Consider the following 17,968-nt stretch of genomic DNA (forward strand, 5'->3'; position numbering starts at 1 on the left):
GACGTGCGCCCCACGTGGACGTGCGGCCCGGGCGGGACGGCGAGCACGCGGACGCACGAAGGAACGCGGTACCGGCCCGAGGGAACGGAACAGCAGCCCGCAGGAAACAAACAGCCCCCAGGAAACAAGCAGTTCAGCAGGAAACAAGCTCAGCAGGAAACAAGCAGCCACACATAGCCACCAGCAGCGACCAGCAGCCGGTCGTGAAGTACTGCCGCAGGCCCGGAGGATGTCGTGAGCGACACACAGACCCAGATCGAGAACCGACCGCCCTCCGTGGCGAACCTCTTCATCGACCGCGTGGCGGCGACTCCGAACGGGGAGGCGTACCGCTACCCGGTCCCCTCGGCCACCGGCGAGGGGCCCGATGAGTGGAAGTCGCTGAGCTGGGCCGAGGCCGCCGAGCGGGTGTACGCGATCGCGGCGGGACTCATCGACCTGGGCGTGCGGCCGGAGGAGAGGGTCGCGCTCGCCTCCAGCACCCGGGTGGAGTGGATCCTCGCCGACCTCGGCGTGATGTGCGCGGGCGCCGCCACCACCACGGTCTATCCGTCGACCAACACGGACGAGTCCGCGTTCATCCTCTCCGACTCCGAGAGCCGGGTGCTGATCGCGGAGAACGCGGAGCAGTTGGCCAAGGCCCGCGAACGCCGCGAAGGGCTGCCGAACCTCGCCCATGTCGTCGTCGTCGACCCCGAGGGCGCCGGAACCGCCGAGGGCGACCCCGAGGGCTGGGTGCTCACCCTCGCCGATCTGGAGGCCCGGGGCGCGCGGTACCTGGCCGAGCATTCCGACGCGGTCGAGAAGCGGGTCGCCTCCATCACGTCCGACCAACTGGCCACCCTGATCTACACGTCCGGCACCACCGGCCGCCCCAAGGGCGTGCGGCTGCCGCACGACAGCTGGTCGTACATGGCCAGGGCCACCGTGGCGACCGGTCTGATCACCAAGGACGACGTCCAGTACCTCTGGCTGCCGCTCGCGCACGTCTTCGGCAAGGTCCTCACTTCCGGTCAGATCGAGGTCGGTCACGTCACCGCCGTGGACGGCCGGGTCGACAAGATCATCGAGAACCTGCCGGTGGTCCAGCCGACGTACATGGCCGCCGTGCCCCGCATCTTCGAGAAGGTCTACAACGGTGTCGCCGCCAAGGCACGGGCCGGCGGAGGGGCGAAGTACAAGATCTTCCAGTGGGCGGCCGGGGTCGCCCGCGAGTACGCGATGGTCTCGCAGGACAACTTCCGGCGCACCGGAGCGTCCTCCGTCCCGTTCGCCCTCGGGGCCCGGCACAAGATCGCCGACACCCTCGTGTTCGCCAAGATCCGCGAGGCCTTCGGCGGCCGGCTGCGCGCCTGCGTCTCCGGTTCTGCGGCGCTCGCCCCCGACATCGGCTACTTCTTCGCGGGCGCCGGCATCCACATCCTGGAGGGCTACGGCCTCACCGAGACCAGCGCCGCCTCCTTCGTCAACCCGGGCGAGGCGTACCGCACCGGCACCGTCGGCAAGCCACTTCCCGGCACCGAGGTACGGATCGCCGACGACGGTGAGATCCTGCTGCGCGGCCCCGGCGTGATGCAGGGCTACCACGGGCAGCCGGAGAAGACCGCCGAGGTGCTGGAGGCGGACGGCTGGTTCCACACCGGGGACATCGGTGAACTGTCCGTGGACGGCTACCTCCGGATCACCGACCGCAAGAAGGACCTGATCAAGACGTCCGGCGGCAAGTACATCGCCCCGGCGGAGATCGAGGGGCGGTTCAAGGCGGTCTGCCCGTTCGTCTCGAACATCCTGGTGCACGGCGCGAACCGCAACTACTGCACCGCCCTCATCGCACTCGACGAGCCGACCATCCTCGGCTGGGCCGCCGAGAACGGTCTGGACGGGAAGCCGTACGCCGAGGTGGTGGCCTCGGCGCAGGTCGTCGAGCTCATCGAGGGCTATGTGCGGCGGCTCAACGAGAGGCTGCAACGCTGGCAGACCATCAAGACGTTCCGGCTGCTGCCCCGCGATCTGGACATCGAGCACGGCGAACTGACGCCGAGTCTGAAGCTGAAGCGGCCCGTCGTCGAGCGCGAGTACAAGGACCTCATCGAGGACATGTACGTGGGGGCCCGCGAGGTGTAACGACCTGGGGAGCAATAGGGGGGCGGGCTCCCGACGCCGTGCGACTCCGCCTCCCGCGTTGTCGCCGGTCACCGACGCTCGTTCCCCGAGCTCTCAGCTGCTTTCGAGCAGGGGAGGCCCCATCCGGCTCCCTCCTCCGCCTTGGATTCGAAGCCGCATGACGCCGCTCGCTGATCCACTCCCTCTTGTTCCCCAGGTCGTAACCGCGCAATCTCGCCAGGGCGCGGCGGCATCCGCAGGGCGCCCGGCGCAGCCGCCCCTCACCGCACCCCGTGAGGCCCGGTACCCGGGCCCGCAGAGTGCGGTGACAGGGGCTTTCGGACCGGCCGCGCCGTGCGGCCGGTCCGAATTCTTCTGCGCTCACTTCGGCAACTCGCCGCTTATGGACCTGGTCCATCTGTCAGTCTGTCGGTGTCGTCAGAGGCTTCCAGCGAGAACAGACAGCAACGAGAACAGCCAGAGCGAGAACAGGTCAGGAGCTGCGCCGTGGGGTCCATTCCCTTGCAGCGGGACATCGTTCAGCGTCCCGGTATCACCGTCGGCCGTGCGGATGAGCGGCCGGTGGCCCGTACATCTCTGCCCGGAAATCTCCTTGCCCCTTCCGCCGGCCGCCGGTTCGTGCGGGCCGCGCTCACCGAGTGGACCGGGAGCGGACTGCCTGCGGCCGTGGGCGTCAGCGAGCGGCTGGCCGACGACGCCTCGGTCGTCGCCAGCGAACTGGTCACCAACGCGGTGGTGCACGCCGGGACCAACGTCGAGCTGCTGTGCCGGCTGGAGGAGGCCACCGAGGACGAGGCCGCGGCCCTGGTGCTGGAGGTCTCCGACCACCACCCCGCCCGTGCCGTGCGCGGCGAACGCCCGGAGGACGGCGGCCCGGCGGACGGCCCGGCCGTCACCGGCTTCGCCGCGCCCACCGATCCCGCCGAGTACGGCCGCGGGCTCCAGCTCGTCGGCACCCTCGCCGAGCGCTGGGGCATCACGTACCGCACCGGTCTCAAGACCGTCTGGGCCCGGCTCCCCGTCGACGACTGGAACCCCTTCCCCGAACCGTCCGCCGAGACCGGGTTCCAGCACGGGCTGCGCGCCGCCGAACTGCTCGCCCCCACGGCCCGGCGCGCCCTGCGCGACGACGCGGACTGGGCCGGCCGGGGCGCGCTCTCGTTCCTCGCCGAGGCCTCGGACCTGCTCGCCGGTCAGCTCGACGAGGACATCGTCGCGGCGCTCGCCGGACAGTTACTGGTGCCCAGGCTCGCCGACTGGTGCGCGATATGGCTGGAGCCGGAGAACGGCGGCCCGGTGGCCGTGCCCCGGCTCGCCAGCGTCTGGCACCGGGACGAGACAGAGACCGCGCCGCTGCGCACGATGCTCGAACAGGACCCCATCCGGCTGCCCGAGCGGGTCGGCACCGGTCCCATCTGCCTGCCCTGGCCCTGGGGCGAGGAGGGAGGGGAGGAGCCGGAGGCGCACGCCCGGGCCGCCCTCGCCTACCGCATCACGGCGGGCGGCCGCACGCTCGGCGCCGTGCTCCTCGGCCGGGAGGGCGCGGGGCGCGTCCCCGACGAAGTGACCGCCCTGATCGAGGACTTCGTCCGCCGGGTCGGCCTCGCCGTCGGCGCCGCCCGCGCCTACAGCCGGCAGGCCACGATCAGCCGCATCCTGCAACGGGCGCTGCTGCCCGGCAAGGTCGCCGACATACCCGGGGTGACCAGCGCGCTGGTGTACGAACCCAGCGACGACGGGGTCGTCGGCGGCGACTTCTACGACATCTTCCCGTGCCCCGGCGACCGCTGGTGCTTCGTCCTCGGCGACGTTCAGGGCAGCGGCCCCGAGGCCGCCGTCGTCACCGGCCTGGCCCGGCCCTGGCTGCGGCTGCTGGCCCGCGAGGGCTTCGGCGTCGGCGAGGTGCTGGACCGGCTCAACCGGCTGCTCCTCGACGACGCGATGGAGGCCGCCGAGGCGGCCGCCCTCATGGTGGCCGCGGCGGGCGGCCAGCAGACCGCGGACACCGGGCAGTCCCGCTTCCTCTCCCTGCTGTACGGGGAGCTCGTCCCGCTGCCGGAGGGCGGCGTGCGCTGCACCCTGGCCAGCGCCGGCCATCCGCTGCCGTTGCTGCTGCGGCCCGACGGCGAGGTGCGCCCGGCCGCCGAGCCGCAGATGCTGCTCGGCCTCTTCGACGACGTCGCGTACGAGAGCCAGAGCTTCGACCTGACACCGGGCGACAGCCTGCTGTGTGTCACGGACGGGGTGACCGAGCGGCGGTCCGGAACGCTGATGTTCGACGACGGGGACGGTCTGGCCCGGGCGCTGGCCGACTGCACGGGCCTGTCGGCGGACGGCATCGCGGACCGGATCAAACGGGCCGTGCACGAGTTCGCCGAGCGCCCGCCGGACGACGACCTGGCGCTGCTGGTGCTCCGGGCGGGGTGAGCGCGGGCGCCCGCCGTCACGGTCGTGCGTCATGGGCATGCCTCTGGGCTTGCGTCATGGGCATGGCCGGGCGTTGCCGTTCGACGGGGGACAATGGGCGGTATGCCTTCCGTACTTCCCGATGGTGAACCCGTGCCCGACGACGGGGCGCTGCCCCGCCATGCCCTGGAAGGCGCCGCCGACCGTCCGCTCGGCTTCTACCTGCACGTGCCCTACTGCGCGACCCGCTGCGGCTACTGCGACTTCAACACCTACACCGCGACCGAGCTGCGCGGCTCCGGCGGCGCCCTGGCCTCCCGGGACAACTACGCCACTCATCTGATCGGCGAGGTCCGCCGGGCCCGCGAGGTCCTCGGCGACGACCCGCGCCGGGTCCGTACGGTCTTCGTCGGAGGCGGGACGCCGACCCTGCTGGCCGCCGCCGACCTGGTCCGGATGCTGGGGGCGATCCGCGACGAGTTCGGTCTCGCGGACGACGCCGAGATCACCACCGAGGCGAACCCGGAATCCGTCGGTCCGGCGTATCTCGCCGAACTGCGGGAGGGCGGCTTCAACCGGATCTCGTTCGGCATGCAGAGCGCCCGGCAGCACGTGCTGAAGGTCCTGGACCGCACACACACCCCCGGACGGCCGGAGGCGTGTGTCGCCGAGGCGCAGGCGGCGGGCTTCGACCACGTCAACCTCGACCTGATCTACGGCACGCCCGGCGAGTCCGACGACGACTGGCGGGCCTCCCTGGACGCGGCGATCGGGGCCGGTCCGGACCATGTGTCCGCGTACGCGCTGATCGTCGAGGAGGGCACCGGGCTGGCCCGACGCATCCGGCGCGGCGAGATCCCGATGACCGACGACGACGCCCACGCGGACCGGTACCTGATCGCGGACGAGGCGATGACCGCGGCGGGCTTCTCCTGGTACGAGGTGTCGAACTGGGCCCGCACGCCCGAGGCCCGCTGTCTGCACAACGAGCTGTACTGGCGCGGGGCCGACTGGTGGGGCGCTGGACCGGGGGCGCACAGCCATGTCGGAGGCGTGCGCTGGTGGAATGTGAAGCACCCCGGGGCGTACGCGCAGGCGCTGGCCGAGGGACGCTCACCCGGCGCCGGGCGCGAGATCCTCTCCGCCGAGGACCGGCGGGTCGAGCGGATCCTGCTGGAACTGCGCCTCGCGGACGGTTGCCCGCTGTCCCTGCTGAAGCCGGCGGGTCTGGCCGCGGCCGACCGCGCGGTCGAGGACGGGCTGTTGCAGCCGGAGCCGTACGAGCGGGGGAGGGCGGTGCTCACCCTGCGCGGACGGCTGCTGGCCGACGCGGTGGTGCGGGACCTGGTGGACTGAGGACCCCGCTCCTCAGCCGCCGGAGGGACCGGATCCGGGGGCCGTCACGCACTCATTCGGGCGCCGTCACAAAATCGATCAGGTGTTCCACTGAACCCAGAAGTGTCGGCTCCAGGTCCCGGTACGAGCGCACCGAGGACAGAATGCGCTGCCAGGCGGCGCCGGTGTTCTCCTCCCAGCCCAGCGCCCGGCACACGCCCGTCTTCCAGTCCTGGCCGCGCGGCACCACCGGCCAGCCGGCGATGCCCACGGACGACGGCTTCACGGCCTCCCACACGTCGATGTAGGGATGGCCGACCACCAGCACGTTCGCGTCCGACACCCGCTCCGCGATCCGGGACTCCTTGGACCCCGGTACCAGGTGGTCCACCAGGACGCCGAGCCGGGCGTCCGGGCCGGGGGAGAACTCGCGCACGACGGCCGGAAGGTCGTCGACACCCTCCAGGTACTCGACGACCACGCCCTCGATCCGCAGGTCGTCGCCCCAGACCCGCTCGACCAGTTCCGCGTCGTGCCGGCCCTCCACATAGATCCGCCCCGCCCGTGCGACCCGGGCACGCGCCCCGGGGACCGCGATCGATCCCGAGGCCGTGCGCGCGGGGCGCGCCGGTGAAGCCGCCGACGGCCGCACCAGCGTGACCACCCTGCCCTCCAGCAGGAAGCCGCGCGGCTCCATCGGAAACACCCGGTGCTTGCCGAAACGGTCCTCCAGGGTCACTGTCGGTCCTTGGGCCGTCTTCTCGCAGCGGATCACCGCACCGCAGAACCCGGTGGAGACCTCCTCCACGACCAGATCGGCTTCGGCGGGGACCTCGGGAACGGGGGCGGACCTCTTCCACGGCGGGGTCAGGTCCGGCTGGTAGCTGCGCATCGGACGACGATAGGACGGGAACGGCCCACGACACGCCGAGGGGCCGGCCCGCACGCCGAGGAGCCCGCCTCGCACGCCGACGAGGCCCCCCGTCCTCCCGCTGCCTTTCAGGGGCCCGTGAGTCCCCCGTACAGCGCCGCCAGCCGGTCGCGCTGGTCCCTGACGAACGCGGCGTCCACGACCGCTCCGTGCCCGGGGACGTACACCGCGTCCTCGCCCCCCAGCGCCAGCAGCCGGTCCAGCGCGGCCGGCCAGCGGGCCAAGGCCGCGTCCGGGCCCGCCTGAGGTTCACCGGACTCCTCGACCAGATCGCCGCAGAACACCACGGCGGGGGAACCCGGCACGACCGCCACCAGATCGTGGCCGCTGTGCGCGGGGCCCAGATTCGCCAGCAGCACCCGCCGGCCGCCGCCCAGATCGACTGTCCGTTCATCGCGCACCTCGTGATCCGGCGCCACCAGCGCGGCGACGGCCTCGGTCGCCTCGTGCTCGGGCACCCCGTGGCGTACCGCGTCGGAGCGCAGATCCGCAGCCCCGCCCGCGCTCCTCAGCAGGTCCGCCGTACCGGCCGCCCCGTAGACCCGGACGCCCCCGGCCGCCCGGACACCCGGGAACGCCGCGGTGCCCAGAACGTGATCGAAATGGGGGTGGGTGAGTGCGATATGCGTCACCTCACGGCCGAGCAGGGCTCGTGCCCCGTCCCGGATCCCGGCCCCCTCGCGGAGCGTGGACCCGGTGTCGACGAGCAGCACGCCCTCCGCCCCGGCCACCAGCGCGGTCGTCGCGTCCCAGCCGGGCAGGCGGCGCCGTCCCGTACCGTGACCGATCCGCTCCCAGCCGAACTCTTCCCAAGAGGTGTCCATACCGGGACGCTATCGGCAGCGGACCGGTACGGTCTCGCGACCGCGTGGCCGGTCGCCCTTGCTAGGTCCCCAGTCGGCCGCCGTACACTGACCGGGGGATGGCTGGCACTCGCGCTGACAGAGTGCCAGGCGGATCCCTGGGGAAAGAAGTCGGGTACGGCCCGGGAACCACCGCTGAACCAGCTACCTGGAGGTGCGCGCGATGCTCAGCGAACGCAGACTCGAAGTGCTGCGCGCCATCGTTCAGGACTACGTGGGCACCGAGGAGCCGGTCGGCTCCAAGGCGCTCACCGAGCGGCACAAGCTCGGGGTTTCCCCGGCCACCGTCCGCAACGACATGGCGGTGCTGGAGGACGAGGGCTTCATCGCCCAGCCCCACACCAGTGCCGGGCGCATCCCGACGGACAAGGGTTACCGGCTCTTCGTCGACAGGCTGGCGGGCGTCAAGCCCCTCTCGTCGCCGGAGCGCCGCGCCATCCACAATTTCCTCGACGGTGCGGTCGACCTCGACGACGTCGTGAGCCGCACCGTCCGGCTGCTCGCGCAGCTGACCCGGCAGGTCGCCATCGTGCAGTACCCCTCGCTGACCCGGTCGACGGTGCGGCACGTGGAACTGCTGTCGCTGGCCCCCGCCCGGCTGATGCTCGTGCTGATCACGGACACCGGCCGGGTCGAACAGCGCATGATCGACTGCCCCGCCCCGATGGGCGAGACCTCGCTGGCCGATCTGCGGGCCCGTCTCAACAGCCGGGTCGTCGGGCGCCGTTTCTCGGACGTCCCGCAGCTGGTGCAGGACCTGCCGGAATCCTTCGAGAGCGAGGACCGGGGGACCGTGTCCACCGTGCTCTCCACCCTGCTCGAAACCCTGGTCGAGGACACGGAGGAGCGCCTGATGATCGGCGGCACCTCCAACCTCACCCGCTTCGGACACGACTTCCCCGTGATGATCCGGCCGGTGCTGGAGGCGTTGGAGGAGCAGGTCGTGCTGCTGAAGCTGCTCGGTGAGGCCAAGGACTCGGGCATGACCGTACGCATCGGGCACGAGAACGACTACGAGGGACTGAACTCCACGTCCGTCGTCACAGTCGGCTACGGTTCGGGCGGCGAGGCAGTCGCCAAACTCGGCGTGGTCGGACCGACCCGCATGGACTACCCCGGAACGATGGGAGCGGTACGCGCAGTGGCACGTTACGTCGGACAGATCCTGGCGGAGTCGTAAGTGGCCACGGACTACTACGCCGTACTCGGCGTGCGCCGCGACGCGTCCCAGGACGAGATCAAGAAGGCATTCCGGAGGCTCGCCCGCGAGCTGCACCCGGATGTGAATCCCGATCCGAAGACACAGGAGCGGTTCAAGGAGATCAACGCCGCCTACGAAGTGCTGTCGGACCCGCAGAAGAAGCAGGTCTACGACCTCGGCGGCGACCCGCTGTCCGCTTCCGGCGGCGGTGGCGGCGCGGGCGGCTTCGGACAGGGCGGCTTCGGCAACTTCTCCGACATCATGGACGCGTTCTTCGGTACGTCGTCGCAGCGCGGGCCCCGCTCGCGCACCCGGCGCGGCCAGGACGCGATGATCCGGCTGGAGGTCGATCTCGCCGAGGCGGCGTTCGGCACCACCAAGGACATCCAGGTCGACACCGCCGTCGTCTGCACCACGTGCAGCGGCGAGGGTGCCGCTCCCGGCACCTCCGCCCAGACCTGTGACATGTGCCGCGGACGCGGCGAGGTCTCCCAGGTCACCCGGTCCTTCCTGGGCCAGGTCATGACCTCGCGGCCCTGCCCGCAGTGCCAGGGCTTCGGCACGGTCGTGCCGACCCCGTGCCCGGAGTGCGCCGGGGACGGCCGCGTCCGGTCGCGCCGCACGCTCACCGTGAAGATCCCGGCGGGTGTCGACAACGGCACCCGCATCCAGCTCGCGGGCGAGGGCGAGGTCGGCCCCGGCGGCGGCCCGGCCGGCGACCTGTACGTGGAGATCCATGAACTGCCGCACCCGGTGTTCCAGCGCCGCGGTGACGACCTGCACTGCACCGTCACGATCCCCATGACGGCGGGCGCGCTCGGCACGAAGGTGCCGCTGGAGACGCTCGACGGCCTGGAGGAGGTCGACATCAGGCCCGGCACCCAGTCCGGCCAGTCGGTCCCGCTGCACGGACGCGGCATCACTCATCTGAGGGGCGGCGGACGCGGCGACCTGGTCGTGCACGTCGAGGTGATGACCCCGACGAAGCTCGACCCGGAGCAGGAACGACTGCTGCGCGAACTGGCGAAGATGCGGGGCGAGGAGCGGCCCACCGGCCAGTTCCAGCCGGGGCAGCAGGGGCTGTTCTCCCGGCTGAAGGACGCCTTCAACGGCCGCTGACGGGCCTCGCGCGGGTCGTCGAGCGGCCCCGCGCGGGCTGACGCGGACCTTGTGGGCCGTTCTCCGTCCGACGGAGAACGGCCCACGGTCGCGTCCCGCGCGCGCCTGGGTGCACCGGACGTGACACGATGCGGTCATGTCATCCGTGTTGACCGATCTCTGCCGGTATCCGATCGTGCAGGCCCCCATGGCGGGCGGTACGTCCCGTCCGGAGCTCGCCGCAGCCGTCTCGGAAGCGGGCGGGCTGGGCTTCCTCGCCGCCGGGTACAAGACGGCCGACGGCATGTACAACGAGATCAAGCGGCTGCGCACGCTCACCGGCCGGCCCTTCGGCGTCAATCTCTTCATGCCGCAGCCCGACCTCGCCGACCCGAGCGCCGTCGACGTGTACCGGCATCAGCTCGCGGGCGAGGGTGCCTGGTACGAGACCCCGCTCGGCGACCCGGACGCCGACGGGGGCGACGACGGCTACGAGGCCAAGCTCGCCATCCTTCTGGACGACCCCGTCCCGGCCGTCTCGTTCACCTTCGGCTGCCCGACCCGCGACACCCTCGACGCGCTCGCGAACGTCGGCACGTACACCGTCGTGACGGTGACCACGCCGGAGGAGGCCCAGGCGGCCCAGTGGGCGGGCGCCGACGCGGTCTGCGCGCAGGGCGTGGAGGCGGGCGGCCACCAGTCCACCCACCGCGACGACCCGCTGAACGACGGCACCGGCATCGGCCTGCTCTCCCTGGTCGCGCAGGTCCGCGAGACCGTGGAGCTGCCGATCGTCGCCGCGGGCGGACTGATGCGCGGCTCCCAGATCGCCGCGGTGCTCGCCGCGGGCGCCCAGGCGGCGCAGCTCGGCACGGCGTTCCTCGTCTGCCCCGAGTCCGGCGCGACCCCGCTGCACAAGCAGGCGCTGACCAATCCGCTGTTCGCGGGGACCGCCCTGACCCGGGCGTTCTCCGGCCGCCCCGCCCGAGGGCTGCTCAACCGTTTCATGCGCGAACACGGTCCGTACGCCCCCGCCGCCTACCCCCAGGTCCACTACCTGACCTCCGGACTGCGCAAGGCGGCGGCCACGTCCGGGGACGCCCAGGGCATGGCACTGTGGGCGGGGCAGGGACACCGGATGGCACGCGAGGTGCCCGCCGGCCGGCTGGTCGGCCTCCTCGTCGAGGAACTGGACGCCGCGCGGGCGGCACTGAACGCGGGGGGCACGCGATGACCGCACCGGTCTTCGTCGTCGAAGCGGTCCCCGACGGGCCGGAGTTCGTGCTGGAAGGGCCCGAAGGGCGGCACGCCGTCTCGGTGAAGCGGCTGCGCCCCGGCGAGGACGTCGTGCTGACGGACGGCGCGGGCCGCTGGACCGAGGGCGTCGTCAGGGCCGCCGAGGGCAAGGACCGGCTCGTGGTCATGGATCTGACGGAGATCCACGAGGAGCCCCCGCCCGCGCCCCGGATCACCGTCGTCCAGGCGCTGCCCAAGGGTGACCGGGGCGAGGTCGCCGTGGAGACGATGACGGAGACCGGCGTCGACGCGATCGTGCCCTGGCAGGCATCGCGCTGCATCACCCAGTGGAAGGGCGAGCGCGGCCTCAAGTCCCTCGCGAAATGGCGCAACACCGCCCGCGAGGCGGGCAAGCAGTCGCGCCGGGTGCGATTCCCCGAGGTGGCGGACACGCTGACGACCAAACAGGTGGCCGCGCTCCTGGGCGCGGCGGACTTCGCCGCCGTCCTGCACGAGGACCGCGACCACGACAGCGAACCGCTGGCCACCGTTCAACTCCCCGCCCAGGGCGAGATCTTGCTCGTCGTCGGCCCCGAAGGCGGCGTGTCCCCGGACGAACTGGGCCTCTTCGCCGAGGCCGGCGCCCGCACCTGCCGTCTCGGCGCGAGCGTGCTGCGCACCTCCACGGCCGGAACGGCGGCGACGGCCCTGCTGATGGGGCGCACCGGCCGCTGGTCGTGAGCGCCCTCCCGCGCGCCGGTGCCACCCCTGAAGAGGCCGCGAGCCGTCTACCGTCTCGCGATCGAACGGTGGGAAGCTGCCCGTATGGGGACAACAAGGGCATGGTGTCGTAGCGGAATCCGTCGACTTCTGGCCGCGTCCGCACTCACGGGCGCGGCGGTCGCGGCGCTCGTCGCCTGTGACCCGGCGGGCGGTCTGAACTCCGCGTCCATTGCCGTGACCACCGACCGGACCGGCACCAGCGCCCTGGAGCGCAACGGGGTCGACGTGCGCTGGCTGAGCTGCTCGGCCGGTGTCGACCGCCTGGACGGGGGCGGGGCGGTGAACGGTTCACCGGCCGCCTCCCCGCCCCGGACGGGGCACGTCGAGTGCACCGGAAGGACCGGGGGCGGACAGGACATCTCGATCAGCGGCAAGGTGACCCAGGCCCTCGACGGGCGGTGCGTGCGGGGCGACCTGACCGCTCGGGCCGACGGCAGGGACGTGTTCCGGACAGACGTGCTCGGCGACTGCGACGCCAGACCGACGTTCGGGGCGGTGTACCCGCCCGGGAACAGCGGCCAGGGCGGCGCCCGGCCCGCGGTCACCGTGACGGTCACGGTGACCGGCACACCCTGGGGCTGAAGCCTGTTGCAGAACGGGTTCAGCGCTGGTTTCCCGCTGTGATCCGACGCACCGAGGGCTTGCTCCTGTCCGGCTTCCTGTCGACTGACCGTGCGTGTCGATCCCGCGCATGAGGTGCCGCACGATCCTCCGGGCCGTTGTGCAACAGGCGTCAGGCCCTGTCGTCGAACTGCCGTCTGCCGTGCGGCGCCTGGCCGGCACGCTCGCGGTGCTGTCGCAGTCGGCCTCGTAGGTCCTGGTACGAGGGCGAACCTCCGCCTCGCGCCCAATGGGGTCTCCCCTGTTCGAGCGGAGCCGAGAACTCGGGGAAGTACCGGACGCCGCACGGCCCGGCCTCCGGCCGGACGACGGCAGTTCGACGACAGGGCCCGGTGACCGGCGCGGTGCGCCGCCGCGGGCCCCGACGTACTCCGGCCAACCCGGTACCGCCGGGCACGCCCGCGGCCTAGGGTGATCGGTGTGACGCAGTCTGCCTATCTCCGATACCCCCATGTCCAGGGCGATGTGATCGCCTTCACCGCCGAGGACGACGTCTGGCTGGCACCGCTGGACGGCGGCCGGGCCTGGCGCGTCAGCGCCGACAACCGGCCCGTCACCCACCCGCGGATATCCCCCGACGGGACGCGGGTCGCCTGGACGTCCACCCGGGACGGGGCACCCGAGGTGCACGTCGCGCCCGTCGACGGCGGCCCGTCCCGGCGGCTCACCTACTGGGGCGACGCCACCACCTCCGTACGCGGCTGGACGCCGGAGGGCGACGTACTGGCCATCAGCGCCCACGATCAGGCGTCGTTGAGACGCAGTTGGGCCAGGGCCGTCCCGGCCGACGGCGGGCCCGCGCGGACCCTGCCGTACGGACCGGTCGGCTCCGTCGCGTACGGCCCCGGCGGACGGGTCCTGCTGCTCTCGGCCACCATGGGGCGCGAGGCCGCCGCGTGGAAGCGCTACCGGGGCGGCACCGCGGGCAAGTTGTGGCTCGAACGGGAAGAGCGACCGGAAACCGCAGACGGGGCCGCGGAGTTCATACGCGTCCACGAGGACCTCGACGGCAACATCGAGGCCCCGATGTGGGTGGGCGGCCGTCTCGCGTTCCTCTCCGACTACGAGGGCGTCGGCGCGGTCTACTCCTCCCTCCCCGACGGTTCCGACCTGCGCCGCCACACCGGCGTCGAGGGCTTCTACGCCCGGCACGCGACCACCGACGGCACCCGCGTCTGCTACGCGTCGGCCGGTGAACTGTGGCTGCTGGACGACCTCGACGGGGCCGAGCCCCGCCGCCTCGACATCCGGCTCGGCGGCCAGCGCGCCGACCTCCAGCCGCACCCCCTGCACGCGGGCGGCCACCTGGAGAGCGCGTCCCCGGACCGCACCGGCCGCGGCAGCGCGGTCGCCACGCGCGGCGCCGTCCACTGGGTCACCCACCGCGACGGCCCGGTCCGCGCGCTCGCCGTCGAACCCGGCGTACGGGCCAGGCTGCCCCGCACCTTCCAGGCCGACGGCGACCAGCACGTCGTGTGGGTCACCGACGCCGAGGGCGACGACGCCCTGGAGTGCGCCCCCGCCACCGGCATCGCGCCGGGCGCCGTGCCGCGCCGCCTCGCCGCGGGACGCCTGGGCCGGGTGCTCGGCCTCGCTGCGGCGCCGGACGGCAGCAGGTTCGCCGTCGCCGCCCACGACGGGCGGGTGCTGCTCGTCGAGCGGGAGAGCGGCGAGGTCCACGAGGTGGACCGCAGCGAACACGGCGACGTCTCCGGTCTGGTCTTCTCGCCCGACTCCGCCTGGCTCGCCTGGTCGCACCCCGGGCCCGACCCGCTCCGCCAGCTCAAGCTGGCGCACCTCGCCGACCTGTCGGTGGCCGAGGCGACCCCGCTGCGCTTCCGGGACTTCGCCCCCGCGTTCACCACCGACGGCAAGCACCTCGCGTTCCTCTCCGAGCGGTCCTTCGACCCGATCTACGACACCCACGTCTTCGACCTGGCGTTCATCGGCGCCTGCCGCCCGCACCTGCTGACGCTCGCCGCCACCACGCCCTCCCCGTTCGGGCCGCAGCGCCACGGCCGCCCGGCCGAGAAGGAGAAGGGCGGCGGGGAGGGCGAGGACAACCCGACCGCGCTGCCCGTCACCCGCATCGACCTCGAAGGGCTGGCCGACCGGATCGTGCCGGTGCCCGTCGAGGCCGCCAGGTACTCCACGCTGCGCGCCGCGAAGGACGGGCTGCTGTGGCTGTGCCACCCGGTGACCGGGGTGCTCGGCACCAGCGGCGCCACGCCCGACTCCCGCGAGCCCGAGACCGTCCTGGAGCGGTACGACCTGGAGAAGCTGCGCTGCGAGGAACTCGCCTCCGACGTCGGCGCCTTCGCGGTCAGCGGCGACGGCAGGCGCCTCGTCCTGCACACCGGGGGCAAGCTGCGCGTCGTGCCGTCCGACAGCCGGGTTTCGGCCGGGGACGACGACCACGACGGCGACACGAGCGTCACCGTCGATCTCACCCGGATCCGCCGCACCCTCGACCCGGCGGCCGAATGGCGCCAGATGTACGACGAGGCCGGGCGCGTCATGCGGGACAACTTCTGGCGCCCCGACATGGGCGGCGTCGACTGGGACGGGGTCCTGGACCGCTACCGCCCGGTGCTGGACCGCGTCGCCACCCACGACGACCTGGTCGACCTGCTGTGGGAGGTGCAGGGCGAACTCGGCGCCTCGCACGCCTATGTGAGGCCCACCGCCTGGTGGCGCGACGAGATCGCCCGCCAGGGACTGCTCGGCGCGGACATCTCCCGTACGGACGAGGGCGCGTGGCGCATCGACCGCATCCTGCCGTCCGAGACCTCCGACCCCGAAGCCCGCTCGCCGCTCGCGGCGCCGGGGGTGGCGGCGCGCGTCGGGGACACGATCCTGGCCGTCGACGGATACCCCGTCGAGCCGGTGACCGGGCCGGGACCGCTGCTCACCGGATCGGCCGGAAAGCCGGTCGAGCTGACCGTCTCGCCCGTTGACGGCGGCGACCCGCGCCATGTCGTCGTCGTGCCCGTCGCCGACGAGGAGGCGCTGCGCTACCACGCCTGGGTCGCCGACCGCCGGGCGTACGTCCACGAGCGGTCCGGCGGACGCCTGGGCTACCTCCACGTCCCCGACATGGTCGGCTCGGGCTGGGCGCAGCTCCACCGCGACCTGCGCGTCGAGGTGGCCCGCGAGGGCCTGATCGTGGACGTCCGGGAGAACCGCGGCGGCCACACCTCGCAGCTGGTCGTGGAGAAGCTCGGCCGACGCATCGTCGGCTGGGACGTGCCGCGCGACATGCAGCCGTACAGCTACCCGGGGGACGCGCCGCGCGGCCCGGTGGTCGCCGTCGCCAACGAGTTCTCCGGCTCGGACGGCGACATCGTGAACGCCGCGATCAAGGCACTGGGCATCGGTCCGGTCGTCGGCACGCGCACCTGGGGCGGTGTGATCGGCATCGACAGCCGGTACACGCTCGTCGACGGGACGCTGGTCACCCAGCCCAAGTACGCGTTCTGGTTCGAGAACTACGGCTGGGGCGTGGAGAACCACGGGGTCGACCCCGACGTCGAGGTCGTGATGGCCCCGCAGGACCACGCGGCGGGACGCGACCCGCAGTTGGACGAGGCGATCAGGATCGCGCTGGCGTCGCTGGCCGAGACCCCGGCCAAGCGCGCGCCGCAGCGGCCGGGGGCGTAGGGCGTGTTCCGAAAGTCCCGTCCGGCCTGCGACGCCTGGCACGGCGCCTCGCCACGGTGTCGGGATCGTCCACGTACGCCCAGTACGTGGACGACCCTCCGCCTTGCGATCGCACGCACCGGACGACGCTCCTTACGGGCAAACCTTGCCGGTCACGGCACTAGCGCCTCCCCGGGCGGTCCGGACCGCGGCTTCGGCCCGGACCGCCCGGTCCCCCCGACCCGTTCCGGGCGGCGACCTCCCGTGCCCCACCCGGGCTCGCGGGCGGTGTCGGCCGCCCGGATACCATGCCGTACAACGATCACCACCCCACAGCGACCAGCACCGACCGAGGAGCCGAGCCCATGGCGGGAGAACCGCAGCCCGACTGCCTGTTCTGCAAGATCGTTTCGGGTGATGTCCCGGCGACCATCGTCCGGGAGACCGAGACCACCGTGGCCTTCCGGGACATAAACCCGCAGGCACCCACCCACGTTCTCGTCATCCCGCGTCTGCACTACCCGGACGCCGCCTCGCTCGCCGCCGCCGCGCCGGAGGTCGCCGCCGACATACTCCGCGAGGCGGGGAACGTCGCCGCGGACGAGAAGCTCGTGGAGACCGGGTACCGGATCGTCCTCAACACCGGCTCCGGCGCCGGACAGACCGTGTTCCACGCGCACGCCCACATCCTGGGCGGCCGCGGCATGCAGTGGCCTCCCGGCTGACACTCCCGGCACCGGGAAACACGGGAACGAGCGAGAACACACCATGTCCGTACGCGAATTCGTGGCCCTCGGCACCGCCAGCCAGGTCCCGACCCGACACCGCAACCACAACGGCTATCTGCTGCGCTGGGACGGCGAGGGCATCCTCTTCGACCCCGGTGAGGGCACCCAGCGCCAGATGCTGCGCGCCGGTGTCGCCGCGCACGACATCGACCGGATCTGCGTGACGCACTTCCACGGCGACCACTCGCTCGGCCTGGCCGGGGTGATCCAGCGGATCAACCTCGACCAGGTGCCGCACCCGGTCACCGCGCACTACCCGGCGAGCGGCCGGCGCTTCTTCGAACGGCTGCGGTACGCCACCGCCTACCGCGAGTCCGTCGAACTGACCGAGGCGCCGGTCGCCACCGACGGCGTGCTCGCCGTCACGGACGCGTACACGCTCAGCGCCCACCGCCTCTCGCACCCCGTCGAGTCGTACGGCTACCGGCTCGTCGAACCCGACGGGCGCCGCATGCTGCCCGACCGGCTCGCCGCGCACGGCATCAAGGGCCCCGACATCGGACGGATCCAGCGCGAGGGCGCCCTCGGCGGCGTCACGCTCGACGACGTCTCCGAGCACCGGCCCGGCCAGCGGTTCGCGTTCGTCATGGACACCCGGCTCTGCGACGGCGTCCACGTCCTCGCCGAGGGGTGCGACCTGCTGGTCATCGAGTCGACCTTCCTCGACGAGGACGAGCGGCTCGCCGCCGACCACGGGCATCTGACCGCCGGACAGGCCGCCCGGGCCGCCCGGGACGCGGGCGTGCGACACCTCGTGCTGACCCACTTCTCCCAGCGGTACGACGACCCGGCCGTCTTCGAGGTCCAGGCCCGCGCCGCGGGGTTCGAGGGCGGGCTGACCATCGCCCGCGACCTCGACCGGATCCCTGTGCCCACCCGGCACCACCCGCCGGCCGCTTCGTGACCCGGCGGACCCGGGGCGATCGGGCGTCGCTCCCTGATC

The 17,968-nt window shown here is 72.6% G+C and carries 13 protein-coding genes; 11 read left to right on the forward strand and 2 right to left on the reverse strand.

The window, feature by feature from the left end:
• Positions 1 to 234: 234 nt before the first annotated feature.
• The 3 genes from ACFYXM_RS14975 (at position 235) to hemW (ending at position 5,886) form a co-directional block, all read left to right on the forward strand.
• Positions 235 to 2,124 carry an AMP-dependent synthetase/ligase gene (locus ACFYXM_RS14975; RefSeq protein ID WP_389289411.1) on the forward strand — a complete coding sequence of 630 codons (1,890 nt, stop codon included), beginning with the start codon at positions 235 to 237 and terminating at the stop codon, positions 2,122 to 2,124.
• A 501-nt stretch (positions 2,125 to 2,625) separates the two neighbouring features.
• A complete protein-coding gene (locus ACFYXM_RS14980) occupies positions 2,626 to 4,551 on the forward strand; it encodes a SpoIIE family protein phosphatase (protein WP_389289498.1) in 1,926 nt (641 codons plus the stop codon).
• A 93-nt stretch (positions 4,552 to 4,644) separates the two neighbouring features.
• On the forward strand, positions 4,645 to 5,886 hold the full coding sequence (hemW, locus tag ACFYXM_RS14985; RefSeq protein ID WP_389289412.1) for a radical SAM family heme chaperone HemW: 1,242 nt from the start codon (positions 4,645 to 4,647) through the stop codon (positions 5,884 to 5,886).
• A 52-nt stretch (positions 5,887 to 5,938) separates the two neighbouring features.
• Here the strand turns inward: hemW and ACFYXM_RS14990 are convergent, their stop codons facing one another.
• Positions 5,939 to 6,757, reverse strand: a complete 819-nt coding sequence (locus ACFYXM_RS14990) for a DUF3097 domain-containing protein (protein ID WP_389289413.1) — start codon at positions 6,755 to 6,757, stop codon at positions 5,939 to 5,941.
• 107 nt (positions 6,758 to 6,864) lie between these two features.
• On the reverse strand, positions 6,865 to 7,620 hold the full coding sequence (locus ACFYXM_RS14995; protein WP_389289414.1) for an MBL fold metallo-hydrolase: 756 nt from the start codon (positions 7,618 to 7,620) through the stop codon (positions 6,865 to 6,867).
• Positions 7,621 to 7,822: 202 nt separating this feature from the next.
• On the opposite strand from ACFYXM_RS14995, the gene hrcA reads away from it, so the two are divergent.
• From hrcA to ACFYXM_RS15035, 8 genes are all read left to right on the forward strand, one after another.
• Positions 7,823 to 8,839: a heat-inducible transcriptional repressor HrcA gene (gene hrcA, locus ACFYXM_RS15000; RefSeq protein ID WP_389289415.1), complete on the forward strand. Its 1,017-nt coding sequence runs from the start codon at positions 7,823 to 7,825 to the stop codon at positions 8,837 to 8,839.
• Positions 8,840 to 9,979, forward strand: a complete 1,140-nt coding sequence (gene dnaJ / locus ACFYXM_RS15005) for a molecular chaperone DnaJ (RefSeq protein WP_362624429.1) — start codon at positions 8,840 to 8,842, stop codon at positions 9,977 to 9,979.
• Positions 9,980 to 10,115: 136 nt separating this feature from the next.
• Positions 10,116 to 11,192, forward strand: a complete 1,077-nt coding sequence (locus ACFYXM_RS15010) for a nitronate monooxygenase (protein WP_389289416.1) — start codon at positions 10,116 to 10,118, stop codon at positions 11,190 to 11,192.
• The gene (locus ACFYXM_RS15015; protein ID WP_389289417.1) at positions 11,189 to 11,935 is read left to right on the forward strand and encodes a 16S rRNA (uracil(1498)-N(3))-methyltransferase; all 747 of its coding nucleotides are present in this window, start codon (positions 11,189 to 11,191) and stop codon (positions 11,933 to 11,935) included. The genes ACFYXM_RS15010 and ACFYXM_RS15015 overlap by 4 nt, the downstream gene beginning before the upstream one ends.
• Positions 11,936 to 12,019: 84 nt before the next feature.
• Positions 12,020 to 12,559 carry a hypothetical protein gene (locus ACFYXM_RS15020; protein WP_389289418.1) on the forward strand — a complete coding sequence of 180 codons (540 nt, stop codon included), beginning with the start codon at positions 12,020 to 12,022 and terminating at the stop codon, positions 12,557 to 12,559.
• A gap of 459 nt (positions 12,560 to 13,018) precedes the next feature.
• Complete coding sequence (locus tag ACFYXM_RS15025; RefSeq protein ID WP_389289419.1) at positions 13,019 to 16,258, forward strand: S41 family peptidase; 3,240 nt, start codon at positions 13,019 to 13,021, stop codon at positions 16,256 to 16,258.
• 344 nt (positions 16,259 to 16,602) lie between these two features.
• Positions 16,603 to 16,962 carry a histidine triad nucleotide-binding protein gene (locus tag ACFYXM_RS15030; RefSeq protein ID WP_389289420.1) on the forward strand — a complete coding sequence of 120 codons (360 nt, stop codon included), beginning with the start codon at positions 16,603 to 16,605 and terminating at the stop codon, positions 16,960 to 16,962.
• Between the two features lie 43 nt (positions 16,963 to 17,005).
• Complete coding sequence (locus tag ACFYXM_RS15035) at positions 17,006 to 17,929, forward strand: ribonuclease Z (protein ID WP_389289422.1); 924 nt, start codon at positions 17,006 to 17,008, stop codon at positions 17,927 to 17,929.
• Positions 17,930 to 17,968 lie beyond the last annotated feature (39 nt).

This window comes from Streptomyces sp. NPDC002476 (assembly GCF_042889785.1).
Lineage (GTDB): Bacteria > Actinomycetota > Actinomycetes > Streptomycetales > Streptomycetaceae > Streptomyces.

What these genes read in the sequence shown, in the direction of transcription:
- hemW (WP_389289412.1), top strand. Translation starts at nt 4,645, where the DNA reads ATGGGCGGTATGCCTTCCGTACTTCCCGATGGTGAACCCGTGCCCGAC.
- ACFYXM_RS14990 (WP_389289413.1), bottom strand. Translation starts at nt 6,757, where the DNA reads ATGCGCAGCTACCAGCCGGACCTGACCCCGCCGTGGAAGAGGTCCGCC.
- ACFYXM_RS14995 (WP_389289414.1), bottom strand. Translation starts at nt 7,620, where the DNA reads ATGGACACCTCTTGGGAAGAGTTCGGCTGGGAGCGGATCGGTCACGGT.
- hrcA (WP_389289415.1), top strand. Translation starts at nt 7,823, where the DNA reads ATGCTCAGCGAACGCAGACTCGAAGTGCTGCGCGCCATCGTTCAGGAC.
- ACFYXM_RS15010 (WP_389289416.1), top strand. Translation starts at nt 10,116, where the DNA reads ATGTCATCCGTGTTGACCGATCTCTGCCGGTATCCGATCGTGCAGGCC.
- ACFYXM_RS15015 (WP_389289417.1), top strand. Translation starts at nt 11,189, where the DNA reads ATGACCGCACCGGTCTTCGTCGTCGAAGCGGTCCCCGACGGGCCGGAG.
- ACFYXM_RS15020 (WP_389289418.1), top strand. Translation starts at nt 12,020, where the DNA reads ATGGGGACAACAAGGGCATGGTGTCGTAGCGGAATCCGTCGACTTCTG.
- ACFYXM_RS15030 (WP_389289420.1), top strand. Translation starts at nt 16,603, where the DNA reads ATGGCGGGAGAACCGCAGCCCGACTGCCTGTTCTGCAAGATCGTTTCG.
- ACFYXM_RS15035 (WP_389289422.1), top strand. Translation starts at nt 17,006, where the DNA reads ATGTCCGTACGCGAATTCGTGGCCCTCGGCACCGCCAGCCAGGTCCCG.